The following is a 19,542-nucleotide window of genomic DNA, read 5'->3' as shown; positions in this document are numbered from 1 at the left end:
TATTCGCACAGGGAGATGGCGGATGTCGCAACCAGAAGGGTCCCCCCGGGCCCTGGCCCCCCGGTCGCTCGGCGACGAGGAGCTGTCGAGCCTGCTGGCCGGCCAGCGGTTCGGCGCGCTGGCGACGTACAAGCGCGGCGGCCGCCCTCACCTGTCCACCGTCAACTACACCTGGGACCCGGAGCAGCGGGTGGCGCGGATCTCCACCATCGCCGACCGGCTCAAGGTCCGCCAGCTCCACGAGGATCCCGGCTGCGCCCTCTACGTCGCCAGCGACGACTTCGGGGTGTTCGCCGTGGCCGAGGGCGAGGCCGAGCTGTCGCCGGTCAGCAGCGAGCCCGGTGACGAGATCGGCATGGAGCTGCTGGCCATGCAGGAGGGCATCGGCGACCCGTACGCGTTCCTGCGGCAGATGGTCGAGGACCGGCGGATGGTGATCAGGATCCGGGCCGCGCGCCTGTACGGGACGGCGCTGCCCGTGCCCTCCTGATCGCCCGGCGCCTGTTGTAGGCCACCGACGCGATCACGACCAGGACCAGCCCCAGGTCGATGCCCGCCGACAGGCGCATGGCGTGGACGTGGTGGCCGCCCTCCGCCGCCGCGAAGAAGACGGCGCCGATCACAGCCACCCCGCCCGCGCCCGCGAACTGCTGCGCCGTGCTGAGGATGCCGGAGCCGATCCCCGCCTGGTGCGGCGCCACCTCGACCAGCGCCGCCCCGATGAGCTGCGGCAGCACCAGCCCGTTGCCCGCGCCGACGAGCACCAGCGCCACCATGATGTACGGCAGGCCGAGCCCGCCTGCTACCACCAGCAGGACCAGGCCCAGCCCGATGACCGCGCCGCCGATCATCACGACGATCAGCCCGTACCTCTTGACCAGCGGCGTCCCCAGCAGCGACGTGACCGAGAACAGCACCCCCATCGGCGCGAACGCCAGCCCCGCCTCGAAGGCCGTCAGCCCGATCCCGCGCTGCAGCAGCAGGGTCAGGGTGAACATGAACGAGGCGAAGTACGCCATGAACGCCACGATCGACCCGACACCCGCCTGGTAGGAGTGCACCTTGAGCAGCGCCAGGTCGAGGATCGGCCGGCCGCCGCGCCCCGCGAGCACCCGCTGCCAGCGCCAGGTCAGCGCGAACACGGGCACGGCCGCCGCCATGCTGATCCACGTCCAGAGGGGCCAGCCCAGGCTGTTGCCGAGGCCGAGCGGCACCAGCATCAGGGCGAGCCCGGCGGCCAGCCCGGCCGCGCCCGGCAGGTCGAGCCTGGCCTTCCTTGCGGTCTCGACCTCGGGCAGCAGCCAGCGGGCCAGCGGCACCACGACCAGCCCGACGGGCAGGTTGATGAGGAAGATGACCCGCCAGCCGAGCCCCAGCACGTCGGCGGTCAGGAGCAGGCCGCCGAGCACCTGCCCGGCGATCGAGCCGAGGCCGCCCGTGACGCCGTACCAGCCGAGGGCCCGGCCGCGCTCCTCCGGCGGGTAGACGGCCGAGATGACGGCCAGCACCTGCGGCACCATCGCCGCGCCCGTCAGGCCCTGGAGCAGGCGGGCGGCCACCAGCTGGGCCGGGTTCGCGGCGATCCCGCACAGGAGCGACGCGATCGTGAACGCGGCCACGCCCCAGACGAACAGCCGCCGGTAGCCGAACCGGTCGCCGAGCCGCCCTGCGGTGATCATGCCGGCGGCGTAGGTGAAGGCGTAGCCGCCGACGATCAGCTCCAGCGCGGCGGGGCCCGTGTGCAGGTCGTGCTCGATGGAGGGAGCGGCCACGTTGACGACGAAGAAGTCGAACTGCGCCATGAACCAGGCCGACAGCAGCACGGCCAGCATTCCCCCGGATCTCACGACATTCAGGCTAGAGCGTGGACGAACACCCGCCTTTAACCGGCCCGCGTGTCGAATGCTCATCGGGCGGGCACCGCCGGGTTACCCTGCCCTCAACTGACAGTCATGAGATCACGTCACCGTCGAGTCGTATGCCTCTCCCCACCCGAGGAGACCCATGTTCAGACGACTCGCCGTCATCCTCGCGATCTCGTCCACCCTCCTGGCGACCCCCGCCCACGCGGACACCGTCATCAACGTCGCGCACCGCGGCGCCTCGGCGTACGCGCCCGAGAACACGCTCGCCGCCTTCGAGCTGGCGGGCAAGCAGGGCGCCGACATGTTCGAGCTCGACGTCCAGGAGACCAGGGACCACGAGCTGGTCCTCATGCACGACACCACCCTGACCCGTACCACCGACGCCGAGCGGGTCTTCCCCGATTTGGCGCCGTGGCACGTCGGGGACCTCACGCTCGATCAGATCCGCGAGCTCGACGCCGGTTCGTGGCGCTCGGACGCGTACGAGGGCGAGCCGGTGCCCACGCTCGGCGAGGCGCTGCGCGAGATGAGCGGCTCCGGCATGGACCTGCTGCTGGAGATCAAGTCGCCGGAGCTCTACCCCGGCATCGAGGCCCGCGTCGCCTCCGAGCTGCGCCGCCATCCGGGCTGGCTCGCGCCCGGCCGGCTCGTGGTGCAGTCGTTCGGCTGGGAGTCGATGCGCGCCTTCCACCGGCTGCTGCCCGCCGTGCCGATCGGGCTGCTCGGCACGCCGTCCACGGCCGAGCTGCCGGAGCTGGCCGGCTTCGCCGACCAGATCAACCCGCCGCACTCCGGCCTGACCTCCTCGTACGTACGGCGCGTGCACGCCCTCGGCATGGACGTGTTCGCCTGGACGGTGAACGACCCGGACACCATGCGCCGCATGCTCGCCTACCAGGTCGACGGGATCATCACCAACCGGCCCGACGTCCTGGACGACCTGCTGAGCACCTGACCGACGGCCACGTCGCCGGGGCGCGGCGCGACCTCCATGGCGGCCGGCGCCCGCCACAGGCGCTCCCGCGTCAGCGCGATCACGTGGTCGTAGAACCGGGTGAAGGCGACGCGGCCCAGGGCGGAGGTGAAGGCGTTCTCGCTCATGGCCCGCAGTCTCGGCCGTACGGCGGGGCCCGGTCTTGTACGAACCGCTCGCCCGGCCCGTCATCGCCCGGAGGCTCACATATCCGGACGTTGTCCCGTCGGACTACTGAGACACCGGCTGAAATCGCAGAAGGGAACCTCTGCCATGTCCATGCCCACCCCGTCCGCCGAATCCGCCGCGTCCTCGACGCGCGAGCACGACAACCTCCGGTCGCGGCTGCCCGACCCCGTCTCGCTCTTCCCCGAGGTGGCACAGATCGCCGGCACCTTGACCAAGGCCGTCCTGAACGGCGCGATCCCGCACACCACCGTCCACCTGGTGCAACTCCGTGCCGGGCAGATCGTCGGAAGCACGTACCACACCGTCAGGCAGGCCGGCCTCCTGCGCAAGGCCGGGGAGACGGAGGAGCGCATCACCGCCGTGGCGTCCTGGCAGGACGCCACCTCCTTCAGCGACGCCGAACGGGTCGCGCTGGAGCTCGTGGAGGCCGTTCTCACGCCGAACCCGTTCGGCGAGCGCGTCTCCGACGAGCTGTACGCCCGGGCGTCCGCCCACTATGACGACAAGGCGCTGTGGACGCTGACCCTGGCGATCAGCCAGATCTTCTTCTTCATCCCCGTCGCCCTCATCGCCAGGCCGATCGCCAGCAAGGCCCCCGGGAAGAACTACACCAAGTAGCTCGCCGACGGGGGCGGCGAGGAGGTCACCCTCCTCGCCCTGCGGTCCCGGCCCCCTGCGTGCCACGCACCGGGCCGGGACACCGCCTCTTTCCTTAGCTGCAACCGCTGGTGGAGCCGCAGCCCTCGCAGACGTAGCAGCTTCCGGCCGGGCGCATCTTGGTGCCGCAGGTCATGCAGAGCGGCGCGTCGGCCGTGAAGCGCTGGTGGCTCTCCAGCGTCAGCTCCTGGACGGCCGGCTGCCGCTCCTCCTCGGCCTTCGGCTTCTCCTCGATGGGCGCGGACTGCGCCAGCGCCTCGCGGTCGACCGTCTCCTGGAGAGCAGCCGGGTCCTCGCCGCGCTGCTGCGCCGCGCGCTCGGACGCCGAGAAGATGCCGAGCGCCGCCCGCTCCTCGTAGGGCAGGTGGTCGAGCGCCAGGCGGCGGAAGATGTAGTCCATCACCGAGGTCGCCATCCGGATGTCCGGGTCGTCGGTCATCCCGGCGGGCTCGAAGCGCATGTTGACGAACTTGCTCATGTACGTCTCCAGCGGCACGCCGTACTGGAGCCCGATGGAGATCGCGACGGAGAAGGCGTCCATGACGCCCGCCAGCGTCGAGCCCTGCTTGGACATCTTGAGGAAGACCTCGCCGAGCCCGTCGTCAGGGTAGGACGAGGCGGTCATGTAGCCCTTGGCACCGCCCACCGTGAAGCGGGTGGTCATGCTCGGCCGCTGGTTCGGCATGCGCCGCCGGGTCGGCCGGTTGACCTCGATGACCTTGACCTCGGGCTCCTTGGGCTCGTCCTTCTTGGAGCCGTTGCCGGCCGACAGCGGCTGGCCGACCTTGCAGTTGTCGCGGTAGACGGCCAGGGCCTTGAGCCCGAGCCTCCAGCCCTCCAGGTAGACCTGCTCGATGTCGTCGATCGTGGCCGACTCGGGCAGGTTGACCGTCTTGGAGATGGCCCCCGACAGGAACGGCTGGGTGGCCGCCATCATGCGCACGTGGCCCATGGGGGCGATCGCCCGCTCGCCCATCGCGCAGTCGAACACCTCGTAGTGCTCGCTGCGCAGCCCAGGCGCGTCCACGACGTGGCTGTGCTCCGCGATGTACTCGACGATGGCCTCGATCTGCTCCTGCTGGTAGCCGAGCTGCTTGAGCGCCCTCGGGATCGTCTGGTTGACGATCTGCATCGAACCGCCGCCGACGAGCTTCTTGAACTTGACCAGCGCCAGGTCCGGCTCGATGCCGGTGGTGTCGCAGTCCATCATCAGCCCGATGGTGCCGGTGGGGGCCAGCAGGCTGGCCTGGGCGTTGCGGTAGCCGCTCTTCTCGCCCAGCCTGAGGCACTCCGACCACTGGCGCGACGCCTCGGCGTGGATCTTCGCGTCCATGGAGCCGATCGTGCGCAGGTTGTCGTTGGCCGCCGCGTGCTTGCGCATGACGCGCTTGTGCGGCTCGGCGTTCCTGGCATAGCCGTCGTACGGCCCGACCACGCCGGCCAGCTCGGCGCTGCGGCGATAGGACACGCCGGTCATCAGCGAGGTGATCGCCGCCGCCACGGCCCGGCCGCCGTCGGAGTCGTACGCGTGGCCCGTCGCCATGAGCAGCGCGCCGAGGTTCGCGTAGCCGATGCCGAGCTGCCGGTACGCCCGCGAGGTCTCGCCGATCTTCTCTGTCGGGAAGTCCGCGAACGTGATCGAGATGTCCATCGCGGTGATGATCAGCTCGGTCAGCTTGACGAAGTCGGCGACGTTGAAGGAGTTGTCGTCCTTGAGGAACTTCAGCAGGTTGATGCTGGCCAGGTTGCAGGAGGAATTGTCCAGATGGACGTATTCGCTGCAGGGGTTGCTCGCCGTGATGCGGCCGGTCTCCGGGGTGGTGTGCCAGTCGTTGATCGTGTCGTCGTACTGCACGCCCGGGTCGGCGCACTCCCAGGCGGCCTTGGCCATCTTGCGGAAGAGCCCCCTGGCGTCCACCGTCTCGATGACCTGGCCGGTCAGGCGGGCGCGCAGGCCGAACTCGCCGCCCTTCTCCACCGCGCGCATGAACTCGTCGGAGACGCGCACGGAGTTGTTCGCGTTCTGGTACTGGACGGAGACGATGTCCTTTCCGCCCAGGTCCATGTCGAAACCGGCGTCACGCAGCGCGCGGACCTTGTCCTCCTCGCGCGCCTTGGTCTCGATGAACTCCTCGATGTCGGGGTGGTCGACGTCGAGCACGACCATCTTGGCCGCCCTGCGGGTGGCTCCCCCGGACTTGATCGTCCCCGCGGAGGCGTCGGCGCCGCGCATGAAGCTCACCGGCCCGCTGGCGGTGCCGCCGCTCGACAGCAGCTCCTTGGACGAGCGGATGCGGGACAGGTTGACCCCCGAGCCAGAACCGCCCTTGAAGATCACGCCCTCTTCCTTGTACCACTCCAGGATCGACTCCATCTGGTCGTCCACGGAGAGGATGAAGCACGCGCTCACCTGCTGCGGTGACTTGGTGCCCACGTTGAACCAGACCGGCGAGTTGAACGCGAACACCTGGTGCGCCAGCGCGTGCTTCAGCTCATGATCGAAGATCTCGGCGTCCTCGTCGCTGGCGAAGTAGCCGTGCTCGATCCCCGTCCTGGTGTAGACGCCGACGACCCGGTCGATCAGCTGCTTCAGGCTCCACTCGCGCTGCGGGGTGCCCACCGCGCCGCGGAAGTACTTGGTCGTCACGATGTTGGCCGCGTTCACCGACCAGAACTCGGGGAACTCGACGCCCCGCTGCTCGAAATTGACCGATCCGTCGCGCCAGTTCGTCATGACGACGTCGCGACGCTCCCACTGGATCTCGTCATACGGGTGCACGCCCGGCTTGGTGAAGATCCTCTTCATCTTCAGCCCCTTGCGCGGACGCTTGCCACCGCGCGCGACTGAACCGCTGGCCGTCTCCGTCATGACTCCCCCTTCTCCGCCTTCAACTGTGAGATCTCGGCCTCGAAGTCCGCCAGGCTCTCGAAACCGCGATAGACCGATGCGAACCGCAGGTAGGCCACCTCGTCGAGGTCCCGCAACGGGCCCAGGATCGCCAGGCCGACCTCGTTGGAGGGGATCTCGGCCGCGCCCTTGGCCCTGATGGCCTCCTCCACCCGCTGCCCGAGCTGCGCCAGCGAGTCCTCGCTGACCGGCCTGCCCTGACAGGCCCGCCGCACGCCCGCGACCACCTTGTCCCGCGAGAACGGCTCCGTCACCCCGCTGCGCTTGCTCACCATGAGCAGCACGGTCTCCTGCGTGGTGAACCTTCGCCCGCACTCGGGACACGTACGGCGGCGCCTGATGGCCGCGCCGTCGTCCGTGGAGCGGCTGTCGATGACCCTGGTGTCAGGGTGGCGACAGAACGGACAGTGCACGCTTTCGCCTTCCTGGACCTGCGCCACCACACGCGTGCGAGACCCCCGCCACGGGACGCTCGCGCACACCCCACGGCTGACCGTGGAGCGGACGCGTAAACACAAGGTGTGGTGAACTACATCGGTGTAACTACTAGATGTTGTGGTCCAACCGTAGAAGCGTGCGACCATGAACGCAAGTTGAGCGCACCCATCCAAGCGAAGTCGCTGATCAGCCTGCCGCCACCGCCCGGACCCGGGCGTGTCGCTCCCGAAAGGGGATCTTTGTGCTGCTGGAGGCGTCACAGGTGTAGCTTCGGAGCTCGTCCGTGAACAAACCTCACAACGGTATCCGACGCCTCGGCACTCGCGTACGCCCCTTGTCCGGATGGTGGACGGAGGGGCGGGCGCGGCACGCGGTCAGGCCGGGAAGCCACGGCCGGCCGCTACGCGCGAGCGGTGGCGATCAGCGTAAGCCGGCCGTGTCGACGGGCCGCACCGTGTCGCCCTCATGCACCTCCACCCACGACGAGCCCACCTGCCCGGTCACCGCCCCTTCGACCGCCGCCTGCCCGGCCGCCCGCGTGCCGAGCCAGAACCAGCCGAGCGACACCATCACCAGGGCCACCACCAGCACGATCCGGCCGCGCCGGGTCAGCCGCAACGGTGGGGCCGACCGCCGGCGCGCTCGCGCGGCCGACCGCCGCTCGCGCCACCCCGCGCTCGCCCGCCTCTCACGCCGGCCCACGCGATCCGGCCGCTCAGGTCGCCCCGCGCGATCCGGTCGCCCACTCCACCCCGCACGATCCGGTTGCTCACTCCGGCCCGCGCGATCCGATTGCTCACTCCGGCCCGCTCCGATGCGCCCCCATCGCCGGCGCCGCCCCTTCCCAACGCCCGCACGCGGCCGCGACGGCCCACGCCGGCCGTCCATGCGACCCCCTCGCACACCCTCCGCACCTCCCGGACGCCCCGTCCGAACGCCCGCCGCACCCCTCAGGCGACCCGCTCGAACACCCTCGCCGCTTTTCGGACGATCCGGACGAACGCCGTCGGAAGCCCTCGGGCCACCCGCTTGGACGCGGTCCAACGCCCCCGGGCGACCTCCCCGCACCCGGAGGCCCCGCAGCCTTTTCCCGAGAGCGCCATCCCGGACGGGCCCGTCTCCCCGCCCTCTCGGAACGCCACCTCGGCCGCCCGCGCCCTTCGCCCTGGAACCCCCGGAACCCCCGGAGCCTCTGGGCGCCGTTCGCCCCGCGGACGCCCGTCTCGGCGTGTCGTCGGCAGGCGCGCCCGCCGCCCCTCGATCCCCCATCCCCGTCCCCGCCTTTCGAACCGTGTCGGCACCGCCCCCGGCGCGGCGCCCTCGCTCCATGCCCGCGCCAGGCGTACGGCCGGTCGCCGACTCCGCGTCCGCGCGAGCTCCTCCCCTGCCCGGCGGTGCGGCGGCGGTCTCGCCGGCTCCGGCCGGTCGCGGTGGCGGGACGAGCCGCAAATGGGCCCTTCCCCCACGACTCGAACGGGGCCCCAACCTCTTGCCTGAATTGCCGCGGGACCCCGCCCCGGCCCGCGTATTGTCTCCACGTCGATCATTGCTCTGCGTGGCGTCGGCGATGAGTGTGAGTAGTTTGGTGTCTTGGCTGGTCGTGTCCGCATTTGTGGGTGTTCGCATGGTTGACCTCCCGCCGTGCGGCCCGAGGAAATGGACCACATAAAGATCAGCAAATCGAACACGGTGTCGATCGAACTCCCGTACGATGTTGTACACCACACTGGCGACAATTTCGAGGAAGACTCGAACAATTGTTTGAAGATGATCTTCAACAGCGATACGGTCGCTGTGTGCGACATCAGGACCACGGACCGGGAGGTGCGCCGGTGAGGCGGCCCGCCAGGCGAGGAGGAAGAGCATGAGTGAGCAGGATGGCGCCAACGGGGTCAGTGACCTCGCGGTGCGCCGGCGCGACTCCCTGGGCCTGACGCCCAGGCAGCGCAAGATCCTCGAAGTCATCCGCGACTCGGTGCAGCAGCGCGGCTATCCGCCCTCCATGCGCGAGATCGGCGAGGCGGTCCAGCTGACCAGTACGTCGAGCGTGTCGCACCAGTTGACGGCGTTGCAGCGCAAGGGCTACCTGCGGCGCGACCCGCACCGGCCGCGCGCGCTCGAGGTGCGCCTGCCGGGCGAGCCCGTGCTCTGGGTCGACCCTGACGCGTCCGACGAGGAGCCCACGATCAGCCGCCCCACGGCGGCCTACGTCCCCCTCGTGGGCCGCATCGCCGCCGGTGGGCCGATCCTGGCCGAGGAGAGCGTCGAAGACGTCTTCGCGCTGCCCAAGCAGCTCGTCGGTGAGGGCACGCTGTTCCTGCTGCAGGTGAGTGGTGACTCGATGATCGAGGCCGCCATCGCCGACGGCGACTGGGTGGTCGTGCGCCAGCAGCCGGTGGCGGAGAGCGGCGACATCGTGGCCGCCATGATCGAGGGCGAGGCCACGGTCAAGACGTTCAAGCGGAAGGACGGCCACGTCTGGCTCGTCCCCCACAACGCCAACTACGAGCCCATCCCAGGCGACGAGGCCAGCGTCCTGGGCAAGGTCGTGGCGGTCCTGCGCCGGCTGTAGCGGGCTGGGGGTTTCCGGCGCGCGTCCGACCGCAACCTCCGCCGCGCGCCGGGGGCGCCCGGCTGCCGCACCGCTCTCCGGAGTGTGTCCAACGGCTGTCCGGGCTTCGGCGCACGCCACGACAACCCCCGTTCCCTGGGGTACGCCCCATGCTCGCTCAAGGCTCCCCTTCCGGGGACGCCTCGTTCTGTGATGTCGCACGGTATGGTCGCCGGATCCGGGCACGCCTCCGGATCCGGCGACGACCGACCCCCGGCCTACCGGGCCGCGTACAACTTGTGGGCCGCCGTGATCGCCTGGTCGGCGAAGGCGAGCACGTCGGTCCTGCGCTCGAACGGCGACCCGTACAACGACGTCCTCGGCGTCCCGAAGTGGTCGCCCAGCCCGCTGACCGCGCTCACGACCGTCGGCAGCGCGCTGTCCTCCTCGCGCAGCCGCAGCGCCTCCTTCACCACCCGGTGCCAGCGCTCGGGGAACGCCTCCAGCGCGTACCGCCCCGCCCCGGCCTTGGACGTGATCTCGCCGGTCGCCAGCGTGTAGTGCAGCCGGGACACCCCCGTGACCACCCAGACCGCGCCGTACCCCCCGAGGCAGAGCAGTCCGGCGGGGGTGAGCAGGTGGGAGGCCCGGGTCACCAGGCGGCGCCAGTAGTGGTCGAGGTTGGCGTCCGTCCAGGCGGCCAGGGCCGCTGGATCGTGCCAGATGTCGAGCTCGTCAGGCTTGGGGCCGCGGCAGGTCAGGCCGTAACGGGCCAGCGTGTGCCAGGTGACGGGGTTGAGGTCGCCCCGCGGGTCGAGCTTGCCGTCGTGCGCGCGAGGGCGCGCCCCCAGCTCGGACGGGCCGCGGCGCAGGTCGTCCCAGGTGAGGTAGCAGCCCTCGAACGGGTACGCCCCGAGCCGGGTGTGAATGCGCTCCAGCACCTCGTACGGCGGCGCGGCCGCCGTAACCGCGACGAAGTCCACGTCGCTCGTGCCCGGCCGGTAGTCGCCCAGGGCCGCGGAGCCCTCCAGGTACAGGCCCTCCACCAGGCCAGGAGCCTCCGCGTCGGCCAGCGACAGGTAGGTCTCGACAATGGCATCGATCTTGGGGTAGGGCGTCATGGCCGCCCAGCCTGCCACAATCGGGAACGCCGCCTCATCACATTCAACAATCCTAGAATTGGTGGGTGAATGAGGCATATACCCCGGAAGACCTCAAGGCTACACACGATGGCCTCAAGTGGTCGCAGGCAGGGCCCGGTGTGATCCCCGCCTGGGTGGCCGACATGGACCTGCCCACCGCGCCCGAGGTGGTCGAGGCGCTGCGCAGACGGGCCGCCGGCGACCTGGGCTATCCCTCGTGGCTGACCGAGCCCGGCGCGGGCCCGCTGGCCGAGGCCTTCGCCGAGCGCATGGCCGGCCGGTACGGCTGGCAGGCCGACCCCTCCCTCGTCCGTTCCTTCAACGACCTCAACCAGGCGCTCCAGGTCTTCCTCCAGGTCTGGACCCGGCCGGGTGACGGCGTCGCCGTGCACGTCCCGGCGTACCACCCGTTCCTCGGGACGCTGGACCTCATGAAACGCCCCCTCCGTCCCATCCGGATGGAACCCGAAGGGGACTCGTGGCGGTTCGATCCGCCCGACCTGTCGGACTGCCGGGTGCTCCTGCTCGTCAACCCGCACAACCCCACGGGGCGGGTCTTCACCCGCGAGGAGCTGACCGTGCTGGCTGAGCAGGCCGAACGCCACGACCTGCTGGTCATCGCGGACGAGATCCACGCCGACCTGACCTTCGAGCCGCACCGGCACATCCCGTTCGCCACGATCCTCCCCGAACGCACCGTGACGCTCACCTCCGCCACAAAGGCGTTCAACCTGGGCGGGATCCGCTGCTCGGTCGCCCACGTGGGGCATCCCGGCGTGCGCGAGGCCCTGGCCGCGCAGCCGCCCTTCGTGTACGGCTCGGCGAACCTGTTCGGCGTGGAGGCCACGGTGGCGGCCTGGCGGCACGGGGACGCCTGGCTGGAGAACACCCGCGCCCTGCTGGACCGCAACCGCCGCACGATCGCCGCCCGCCTGCCCGACACGATCGGGTACCGGGTCCCGGAGGCGACGTACCTGGCGTGGCTGCACGTGGGACGGCCGGGGATGGCGGAGGTGTACGAGCGGGAGGCCAGGGTGCTCCTGAACGACGGCGCGGCGTTCGGGCCGGGCGGCGAGCCGTACGTCCGCCTGAACTTCGCCACCACGGAGCCGATCCTCGCCGAGATCCTCGACCGCCTGGCCCGGGCCGGCATCGCCTGACCCGGACCGGCGGCCCTGCCGGAGGGCACCCTCCGGCAGGGCGCCCTCCGGCCGGCCGATCAGAAAAGGCCGGTCAGGGAAGCACCGATCAGGGAAGGCCGGTCACGAAAGGGCGGTCACGAAAGCGCGGTCGGGCAGGGCGGTCAGGGAAGGGGCGGGAGGTCGGGCGGGGTGGCGGCGGGGTGCTCCTCCAGGGCCGCCAGCGCCAGCTCGATCGCCTTGTCCAGTTGCGGGTCCCGCCCCGCCACCCGGTCCTGGGGCGTGATCACCACCTCGACGTCCGGGTCCACGCCGTGGTTCTCCACCCCCCAGCCCGGCCCCTCGAGCCAGAACGAGTAGCGCGGCTGGGTGACCCGGGTCCCGTCCACCAGGGAGTACCGCGAGTCGATGCCGATCACCCCGCCCCACGTGCGGGTGCCGACCAGCGGCCCGATCGAGCGGTTCTTGATGCCGGCGCTGACGATGTCCCCGTCGGAGCCGGCGAACTCGTCGGTGACGGTCACGATCGGCCCCCGGGGAGAGTCCTCCGGGTAGCGCATCGGCTCGTACCCGCGGGCCAGCGCCCACCCGGTGACCTTGCGCGACAGCTTCTCCAGCACGAGCTCCGACAGGTGCCCGCCGCCGTTGCCGCGCACGTCCACGACGAGCCCGTCGTAGGCCATCTCGGTACGCAGGTCGCGGTGGAACTGCGCCCACCCCGACGCCACCATGTCGGGCACGTGCAGGTACCCGAGCCGCCCGCCGGACGCCTCCCGCACCGCGGCGCGGCGGCCCTCCACCCAGTCGTGGTAGCGCAGCCGCGACTCGTCGGCGATCGGGGTGACCACGACGCGGCGCGGGTCGCCGCCGGAGCCGGGCCGTACGGTCAGCTCGATGGGCTGGCCGGCGGTGCCTGACAGGAGCGCCAGCGGGCCGCGTACGGGATCCACGGGACGCCCGCCCACCGCGACGATCGCGTCGCCGGGACGGACGGCCACCCCCGGGGCGAGCAGCGGCGAGCGGGCGTCGTGGTCGGAGGACTCGCCGGGCAGGATGCGCGTGACGCGCCATGTCCCGTCGTCGTCCCTGGCGAGGTCCGCGCCGAGCAGCCCCTGGCGGCGGCGCGGGTCGGAGCCCCCGCCGGCCGCGGAGGCGTAGGCGTGGGACGTGCCCAGCTCGCCCTGCGTCTCCCAGAGCAGGTCGATCAGCTCGGAGTGGGTGCCGATGCGCTCCACCAGCGGCTCGTAGCGGTCGAGCACGCCCTGCCAGTCGACGCCGTTCATGTCCTCGCGCCAGAAGTGGTCGCGCATGAGGCGGCCGGCCTCGCGGAAGCCCTGCCGCCATTCGGCGACGGGGTCGATCTGGACGGCGATCCGGTCGAGGTCGATGGTGACCGGGTCGTCGCCCTCGGTGGCGGCGCGGGTCTGCAGGCCGTTCTTGCCGTTGGTGACGATCCGGCCGCCGTCCCCGCTGACCTCGAACGAGCGCACCTCCTTGGCCAGCTCGGCCTTGGCCCGCTTCTTGAGGTCGTAGCGCTCCAGCACGACCTCGCCGGACGGCTCGGTGCCGTCGCCGAGCTGCCCGGTGAGCGGGTGGCGCAGCCACAGCAGGGCGTCCTTGGCGGTGCGCAGGTTGCCGTAGCGGCCGGCGGGCACCGGCACGGGCACCACGCGCGAGGCGAGCCCGTCGGGGTCGACCTCGGTACGCGGCGGCTCGTCGTCCTTCTTGTCGTCCTTGCCGCCCGCCTGCGCGGCCTTGTCCTCCTCGCCGTTGAAGCCGCGCCCCTGTAGCGAGGGGTCGAACGGCGACGGCGTGGTGGCTTTCAGCGGCACGAGGTACGGCCTGCAGCCGTTGGGGAACGACAGGTCGAAGACGTGCGCGTCGTAGACCGGGTCGAACGTCCGCACCGACAGGAACGCCAGGTGCTTGCCGTCCTTGGTGAACACCGGGTCGAAGTCGGCGAAGCGCTCCGGCGTCACGTCGATCACCGACGTCCCGTCGACGCGCCCGATCTTGATCTGCGACAGCGGCTCGTGGTGCGGGTGCACCCAGGCGATCCACCCCGAGTCGGGCGAGAACGTCAGCCCGCTGACGTCCCCCTGCGTGGTGCGGTCGAGCTCCCGGATGTTCCCCGTGTCGAGGTCCACGAGCAGCAGCCGCCCGTCGTGCGTGGCGACCGCCACGTGCTTGCCGTCGGGGGCGGCCTCCAGCTGGAGCACCCGCCCGAGCTGTCCGGCGGCCAGCGTCCTGATCTCGCCGCCCGGGGTGCCGATCTCCAGCCCGTCCTCGCCGGTGGCGTCCGAGACCCACACGGCCCGGCCGTCGGCGTCGAGGGCGCGCGGCAGGCGTACGCGGACGCCGGGCTCCACCCGCAGCGCGCCTGCGGGCCCGTCGCGGTGCGTCACCCAGTGCGCGGTCCCGCGGATCTCGACGGCGCTGGCCCGCCCGGTCGCGTCCGGGGAGAACGAGCCGGCCCGCGTGGGCGCGGGCCGCCTGGCCCGTCCCGGCCGCGGCCCGCCCAGCCGCACGTCCAGCTTGTACGGCTCCGCGTCCAGCCCCTCCAGCAGCCACAGGTCCCCGGCGTGGCTGTAGACCACCCGCTCCCCGTCACCGGCGGCGTGGCGGGCGTAGAACTCCTCGTGCGAGCTGTGGCGGCGCAGGTCCGAGCCGTCGGGCAGCGCGGAGTAGAGGTTGCCGACGCCGTCGACGTCGGACAGGAAGACGAGCCGGCCGCCCACCCAGCCGACCGACCAGTACTGTGCCGCGCTGTCGGCGAACAGCCGGGCGAACTCGCCGTTGCCCTCGGCGTCGACCCAGATCTTGCCGGCCGTGCCGCCCCGGTAGCGCTTCCACTGGGACGGCTCGCGCCACATCGGCGACACGGTCGCCACCTGGGCGCCGTCCACGGCGACGTCGCTGAGCCACCCGTACGGCAGGCGCGTGGCGGGCCCGGCGTCGAGCGGCACCGCGTACGCCCAGTTCCTGGCGTGCTCGTTCTCACCGGCGGAGCTGATCGCGAGCACGTCGCCTCCGGCCGTCCATCCGCGGACGCCGGTCGTGGCGCTGCCCCAGTAGGTCAGCCGCTCGCCCTCGCCGCCGTCGATCGCGGCCGCGTACACCTCGGGCGCACCCTCCTTGCCGCTCGTCCAGGCGATGCGTGTCCCGTCGGGCGAGATCCTCGGGTGCGAGACCGGGACCCGGTCGGCGGTGAACCGCCAGGCCCGGCCCCCCGACAGCGGGGCCAGCCAGATGTCGTCGTCGGCGACGAAGGTCACGAGGTCATCGTGTAGATGCGGGTATCTGAGGTATGCGCCATTTGTCACATGTGCACATTAATGCCAGGTGCCAAGAGCGACCCAAGAATTATCCCCCGGACGGCCTCCCAAGGTCAGCGAACGGCCAACTGCGGGATGTGCCGGAAATGTGCGGGAACAGCGAGACTATGAGGTTTCTCGCCCGTCCACACCAACTCCCGGCACGTCTGGCCGCCGCCGCGGTGTTCCTGGACACGGGGCTCAACAAGATCGACGCCGACGAGGAGACCGCCGCGGGCCTGCACGGCATGGCGGCGGGCACGTACCCGTTCCTGCGCGACATGGACCCGAACACCTTCGTCAGGGTGCTCTCCAGGTGCGAGGTCGCGCTGGGGACGGCGCTGTTGCTCCCGTTCGTGCCGTCGCTGGTGGCGGGGGCGGCGCTGACGGGGTTCGCGGCGGGGCTGGTCGGGCTCTATCTCCGGACGCCGGGGATGCGGCGGGAGGGCAGCCTGCGCCCGACCCAGCAGGGCGTTCCGATGGTCAAGGACATCTGGCTGCTGGGGATCGGCCTGTCGCTGGTGATCGAGGAGCTCGGCCATCGATGATCTCCAACCCCCCACCGCTAAGGCGAACAAAGCAGGGTAGCCGGGACATATGGTACAAATCGGCTACACCTTGATGTCGGAGCAGACCCCCGCGCGGGAGCTGGTCGACTACGCCGCGACGGCGGAGCGGGTCGGCTTCGACTACGCGGTCATCTCCGACCACTACTTCCCGTGGGTCGAGGAGATGGGGCACTCGCCGTACTGCTGGTCGGTGCTGGGCGCCGCGGCCCAGGTCACCGAGCGGCTGCCGCTCATGACGTACGTGACCTGCCCGATCATGCGTTACCACCCTACCGTCGTGGCGCAGAAGGCGGCCACGATGGGCGTGCTGAGCGGCGGGAGGTTCACGCTCGGCCTGGGGGCGGGCGAGAACCTGAACGAGCACGTCGTCGGCCAGGGCTGGCCGCCGGTCGACACCCGGCACCAGATGTTCACCGAGGCGATCCAGATCATCAGGGAGCTGTTCGGCGGCGGCTACGTCACCTACCAGGGCTCGTTCTACGACGTGGACTCGGCCAAGCTCTACGACCTGCCGGAGCAGCCCGTGCCGCTCGCCGTCGCCGCGTCGGGAGGCCAGTCGGCGGAGATCGCGGCCGAGTACGGCGACGTGCTGGTGGTCAACGAGGTGATGCCGGACGTGGTCCGGCAGTTCAACGCCGCCGGCGGCCAGGGCAAGCCGGTCTACGGGCAGCTGGCGCTCTCGTACGACACCGACGCCGAGGCCGCCAGGCAGCGGGCGCACGCGCTGTGGCGGTGGTCGGCGTGCGGCGGCTGGAAGGTCATGGCCGAGCTGCCCGGACCGGTGAACTTCGAGGCCGCCACCAGCACCGTCCGGGCCGAGGACGTGGCGCGGACCGTGCCGTGCGGCAGCGACGTGAACGCGGTGGTGGAGGGGGTCAGGAAGTACACCGACGCGGGCTACACGCACGTGGCGCTCGTCCAGGTCGGGCACGACCAGCAGCAGGCGTTCTTCGACTGGGCGGAGAAGGAGCTCCTCCCCGCCCTCCGCGAGCTCTGACCCCCTCCGGGGTGTTACGGAACGATGTTGACCAGTTTGGGGGCCCGGACGATCACCTTGCGCGGCGAGTTCGTCAGGTAGGGCGCCACCTTCTCCGAGGCCAGGGCCAGCGCCCGCAGCTCGTCCTCGCTGACGTCCGGCGAGACCTCCAGCCGGTCGCGCACCTTGCCGGCCACCTGCACGACGCAGGTGACCGACTCCTGGACCAGCAGCTCGGGCTCGGCCACCGGCCACCCGGCGACGGCCACGGGACCGGTGCGGCCCAGCCGCTCCCAGCCCTCCTCCGCGGTGTAGGGGGCCACCAGCGACAGCATGATCGCCAGCGTCTCCGCGGCCTCGCGCACGGCCGGGTCACCGGCGCCCGGCCCCGAGTCGATGGCCTTGCGCGTGGCCGAGGTCAGCTCCATCATGCGGGCCACCGCGACGTTGAAGCGCTGCCCCTCGATCAGCTTGGTGACCTCGTCGATCGTGTGGTGGGTGACCTTGCGCAGCGCCAGGTCGCCGCCCTCGAACGGCACGCCGGGCGCGGCCTCGACCTCGGACATGACGCGCAGCGCGCGGGCCAGGAACTTCTGCGACGCGGCCGGCGACAGGTCGGCCCAGTCGATGTCGTCCTCGGGCGGCCCGGCGAAGACCATGGTCAGGCGTACGGCGTCGACGCCGTAGTCGTCGATCTGCTGCCCCAGGTCCACGCCGTTGCCCAGGGACTTCGACATCGCCTTGCCGCCGTTGATCACCTGGCCCTGGTTCAGCATGCGCCTGAACGGCTCGGAGAAGTCGACCATGCCCATGTCGTGCAGGACCTTGGTGAAGAACCGCGAATACAGCAGGTGCAGCACGGCGTGCTCGATGCCGCCGACGTACTGGTCGATCGGGCCCCACTTGCGCACCTGCTCGACGTCGAACGGGCCGTCGGTGTAGCCGGGCGAGCAGTAACGCAGGAAATACCACGACGAGTCGACGAACGTGTCCATCGTGTCGGTGTCGCGCCTGGCCGGACCGCCGCACTTGGGGCACTCGACGTTGACCCACTCGGTGGCGCTGGCCAGCGGGGAGACGCCCTTGGGCGCCAGTGCCTCGCCGCGCATGTCGGGCAGCGTGACCGGCAGCTGCTCGTCGGGGACGGGCACCTCGCCGCAGTCGGGGCAGTGGATGATCGGGATCGGCGTGCCCCAGAAGCGCTGGCGCGACAGCAGCCAGTCGCGCAGCCGGAAGTTGACCGCGCCCGTGCCCCTGCCCTCGCGCTCCAGGATCTCGATGATCTTGGCGATGGCCTCGACCTTGCTCAGCCCGTCGAGCGGGCCGGAGTTGACCAGGGTGCCCTCGCCCGGCGTGGCCTCGCCGGTCTCGCCCGGGTCGGCCAGCCCGGTGTGCACGACCACCTTCACCGGCAGCCCGAACTTCAGCGCGAAGTCCAGGTCGCGCTGGTCGTGGGCGGGCACGGCCATGATGGCGCCGTGGCCGTAGTCGGACAGCACGTAGTCGGCCGCCCAGACCGGGATGCGCTCGCCGTTGACCGGGTTGATCGCGTAGCGGCCCAGGAAGACGCCGGTCTTGTCCTTGTCGGTGGACAGCCGCTCGATGTCGCTCAGCTTGGCGACCTCGGCGCGGTAGGCCTCGAAGGCGGGGCGGTGCTCGTCGGTGACGATCTCGTCGGCCAGCGCGGCGTCCACGGCGACCACGAAGAACGTGGCGCCGAACAGGGTGTCGGGGCGCGTGGTGTAGACGTGGACCGGCTCGTCGCGGCCCTCGATCTCGAACAGCACGTCGGCGCCCTCGGAGCGGCCGATCCAGTTGCGCTGCATGGTCAGCAGCCGCTCCGGCCAGCCGTCCAGCTGGTCCATGTCGTCCAGCAGGCGCTGCGCGTAGTCAGTGATCTTGAAGTACCACTGCGTCAGCTCGCGCCTGATGACGTCGGCGCCGCAGCGCTCGCACTTGCCCGCCACGACCTGCTCGTTGGCCAGCACGGTCTGGTCGTTGGGGCACCAGTTGACCAGGCCGCCCTTGCGGTAGGCCAGGCCGCGCTCGAAGAACCGGTTGAACAGCCACTGGTTCCACCGGAAGTAGTCGGGGTCGCTGGTGTGCAGGCGGCGCGACCAGTCGAAGGACAGCGCGTAGCGCTTGAACGAGGTGGCCTGCGTCTCGATGTTGGCGTAGGTCCACTCGGCGGGGTGCGCGTTCCGCTTGATCGCGGCGTTCTCCGCCGGCAGGCCGAAGGAGTCCCAGCCGATCGGGTGCAGGACGTTGTAGCCCTTCTGGAACCAGTAACGCGCGATGACGTCGCCCAGTCCGAACGCCTCGGCGTGGCCCATGTGCAGGTCGCCGGAGGGGTAGGGGAACATGTCGAGCATGTAGCGGCGCTCACGCGGGTCGGCCGGGTCCTCGTTCGCCCGGTATGGCTCCTGCTCCTCCCATCGCTGCTGCCACTTGGCCTGCAGCGCCTGCGGATCGTACTCACTCACGGCTACTGTCCTTCTGGCTTGACTCGGACCCATAAGAAAACCCCTCGTGCACAACGAGGGGCAGCCGCGACGGCGAGAATCTTCAGGGCCGTCGCGGCCCGCTAAGAAGCAGGGTCGCGGAACGCATGTGTCAAGCCTAGCGCACGTCTTCGGCTGAATGCAGATACTCGATCAGGCTCCGCAGGCACAATGGATCCTTCAGATGCAGCGAGACCTGATGGTGATGTATCCGTTGTGACCTCATTCGTCCCAGAAGAATACCCTTGTCGCCGTGGTGTACCCAGCTGAGCCCGACCGGCCGGAGGTGGACCTGCCCATGCAGGACCCGCCGACGGATC

At 70.8% G+C, this 19,542-nt stretch carries 15 protein-coding genes; 7 read left to right on the top strand and 8 right to left on the bottom strand.

Going from position 1 to position 19,542, the window contains the following annotated elements:
• Positions 1-22: 22 nt before the first annotated feature.
• Positions 23-490 carry a TIGR03618 family F420-dependent PPOX class oxidoreductase gene (locus FH608_RS40125; protein ID WP_139635644.1) on the top strand — a complete coding sequence of 156 codons (468 nt, stop codon included), beginning with the start codon at positions 23-25 and terminating at the stop codon, positions 488-490.
• On the opposite strand, the gene FH608_RS40120 is transcribed toward FH608_RS40125, so the two are convergent.
• Complete coding sequence (locus FH608_RS40120) at positions 438-1,847, bottom strand: MFS transporter (protein ID WP_226900324.1); 1,410 nt, start codon at positions 1,845-1,847, stop codon at positions 438-440. The genes FH608_RS40125 and FH608_RS40120 overlap by 53 nt on opposite strands.
• A gap of 157 nt (positions 1,848-2,004) precedes the next feature.
• Between FH608_RS40120 and FH608_RS40115 the strand changes: the two genes are divergently transcribed.
• Entirely contained in the window at positions 2,005-2,820 is an 816-nt protein-coding gene (locus FH608_RS40115; protein WP_139635643.1) for a glycerophosphodiester phosphodiesterase, read from the top strand.
• Here the strand turns inward: FH608_RS40115 and FH608_RS40110 are convergent.
• A complete protein-coding gene (locus tag FH608_RS40110) occupies positions 2,757-2,966 on the bottom strand; it encodes a hypothetical protein (RefSeq protein ID WP_193318893.1) in 210 nt (69 codons plus the stop codon). The two genes, FH608_RS40115 and FH608_RS40110, sit on opposite strands and share 64 nt — an antisense overlap.
• Positions 2,967-3,111: 145 nt before the next feature.
• On the opposite strand from FH608_RS40110, the gene FH608_RS40105 reads away from it, so the two are divergent.
• Entirely contained in the window at positions 3,112-3,645 is a 534-nt protein-coding gene (locus tag FH608_RS40105) for a carboxymuconolactone decarboxylase family protein (RefSeq protein WP_226900323.1), read from the top strand.
• A gap of 94 nt (positions 3,646-3,739) precedes the next feature.
• On the opposite strand, the gene FH608_RS40100 is transcribed toward FH608_RS40105, so the two are convergent.
• The 3 genes from FH608_RS40100 to FH608_RS40090 form a co-directional block, all read right to left on the bottom strand.
• Positions 3,740-6,553 (bottom strand): vitamin B12-dependent ribonucleotide reductase, encoded by a 2,814-nt coding sequence (locus FH608_RS40100; protein ID WP_139635642.1) that lies wholly within the window; start codon positions 6,551-6,553, stop codon positions 3,740-3,742.
• Positions 6,550-7,005 (bottom strand): transcriptional regulator NrdR, encoded by a 456-nt coding sequence (gene nrdR, locus FH608_RS40095; RefSeq protein ID WP_111183346.1) that lies wholly within the window; start codon positions 7,003-7,005, stop codon positions 6,550-6,552. Before nrdR ends, FH608_RS40100 begins: the two co-directional genes overlap by 4 nt.
• Positions 7,006-7,450: 445 nt before the next feature.
• Complete coding sequence (locus FH608_RS40090) at positions 7,451-7,648, bottom strand: hypothetical protein (protein WP_139635641.1); 198 nt, start codon at positions 7,646-7,648, stop codon at positions 7,451-7,453.
• A gap of 1,246 nt (positions 7,649-8,894) precedes the next feature.
• Between FH608_RS40090 and lexA the strand changes: the two genes are divergently transcribed.
• Complete coding sequence (gene lexA / locus FH608_RS40085) at positions 8,895-9,602, top strand: transcriptional repressor LexA (RefSeq protein ID WP_139635640.1); 708 nt, start codon at positions 8,895-8,897, stop codon at positions 9,600-9,602.
• A 257-nt stretch (positions 9,603-9,859) separates the two neighbouring features.
• On the opposite strand, the gene FH608_RS40080 is transcribed toward lexA, so the two are convergent.
• Positions 9,860-10,702 carry a nucleotidyltransferase domain-containing protein gene (locus tag FH608_RS40080; protein ID WP_193318892.1) on the bottom strand — a complete coding sequence of 281 codons (843 nt, stop codon included), beginning with the start codon at positions 10,700-10,702 and terminating at the stop codon, positions 9,860-9,862.
• 65 nt (positions 10,703-10,767) lie between these two features.
• Here FH608_RS40080 and FH608_RS40075 point away from each other — a divergent pair, with 65 nt between their 5' ends.
• The gene (locus FH608_RS40075) at positions 10,768-11,883 is read left to right on the top strand and encodes a MalY/PatB family protein (protein WP_226900322.1); all 1,116 of its coding nucleotides are present in this window, start codon (positions 10,768-10,770) and stop codon (positions 11,881-11,883) included.
• Positions 11,884-12,026: 143 nt separating this feature from the next.
• Here FH608_RS40075 and FH608_RS40070 read toward each other — a convergent pair whose 3' ends face one another.
• Positions 12,027-15,137: a S41 family peptidase gene (locus FH608_RS40070; RefSeq protein WP_264372942.1), complete on the bottom strand. Its 3,111-nt coding sequence runs from the start codon at positions 15,135-15,137 to the stop codon at positions 12,027-12,029.
• 167 nt (positions 15,138-15,304) lie between these two features.
• On the opposite strand from FH608_RS40070, the gene FH608_RS40065 reads away from it, so the two are divergent.
• Together FH608_RS40065 and FH608_RS40060 are read left to right on the top strand one after the other, a co-directional pair.
• Positions 15,305-15,724, top strand: a complete 420-nt coding sequence (locus tag FH608_RS40065) for a DoxX family membrane protein (protein WP_139635637.1) — start codon at positions 15,305-15,307, stop codon at positions 15,722-15,724.
• A gap of 49 nt (positions 15,725-15,773) precedes the next feature.
• Positions 15,774-16,742 (top strand): TIGR03557 family F420-dependent LLM class oxidoreductase, encoded by a 969-nt coding sequence (locus FH608_RS40060; protein ID WP_139635636.1) that lies wholly within the window; start codon positions 15,774-15,776, stop codon positions 16,740-16,742.
• A gap of 14 nt (positions 16,743-16,756) precedes the next feature.
• Here FH608_RS40060 and leuS read toward each other — a convergent pair whose 3' ends face one another.
• A complete protein-coding gene (leuS, locus tag FH608_RS40055; protein ID WP_139635635.1) occupies positions 16,757-19,237 on the bottom strand; it encodes a leucine--tRNA ligase in 2,481 nt (826 codons plus the stop codon).
• Between the last annotated feature and the right edge of the window lie 305 nt (positions 19,238-19,542).

The sequence above is a fragment of the Nonomuraea phyllanthi genome, assembly GCF_006334985.2.
In the GTDB taxonomy this organism is placed as follows: domain Bacteria; phylum Actinomycetota; class Actinomycetes; order Streptosporangiales; family Streptosporangiaceae; genus Nonomuraea; species Nonomuraea phyllanthi.
This window is presented reverse-complemented; position numbering and strand designations above follow the sequence as displayed.

Coding starts and splice junctions, on each gene's coding strand:
- FH608_RS40100 (WP_139635642.1), bottom strand. CDS start 6,553: ATGACGGAGACGGCCAGCGGTTCAGTCGCGCGCGGTGGCAAGCGTCCG.
- FH608_RS40060 (WP_139635636.1), top strand. CDS start 15,774: ATGGTACAAATCGGCTACACCTTGATGTCGGAGCAGACCCCCGCGCGG.
- leuS (WP_139635635.1), bottom strand. CDS start 19,237: ATGGGTCCGAGTCAAGCCAGAAGGACAGTAGCCGTGAGTGAGTACGAT.
- FH608_RS40115 (WP_139635643.1), top strand. CDS start 2,005: ATGTTCAGACGACTCGCCGTCATCCTCGCGATCTCGTCCACCCTCCTG.
- FH608_RS40125 (WP_139635644.1), top strand. CDS start 23: ATGTCGCAACCAGAAGGGTCCCCCCGGGCCCTGGCCCCCCGGTCGCTC.
- FH608_RS40080 (WP_193318892.1), bottom strand. CDS start 10,702: ATGACGCCCTACCCCAAGATCGATGCCATTGTCGAGACCTACCTGTCG.
- FH608_RS40065 (WP_139635637.1), top strand. CDS start 15,305: ATGAGGTTTCTCGCCCGTCCACACCAACTCCCGGCACGTCTGGCCGCC.
- lexA (WP_139635640.1), top strand. CDS start 8,895: ATGAGTGAGCAGGATGGCGCCAACGGGGTCAGTGACCTCGCGGTGCGC.
- FH608_RS40105 (WP_226900323.1), top strand. CDS start 3,112: ATGTCCATGCCCACCCCGTCCGCCGAATCCGCCGCGTCCTCGACGCGC.
- FH608_RS40110 (WP_193318893.1), bottom strand. CDS start 2,966: ATGAGCGAGAACGCCTTCACCTCCGCCCTGGGCCGCGTCGCCTTCACC.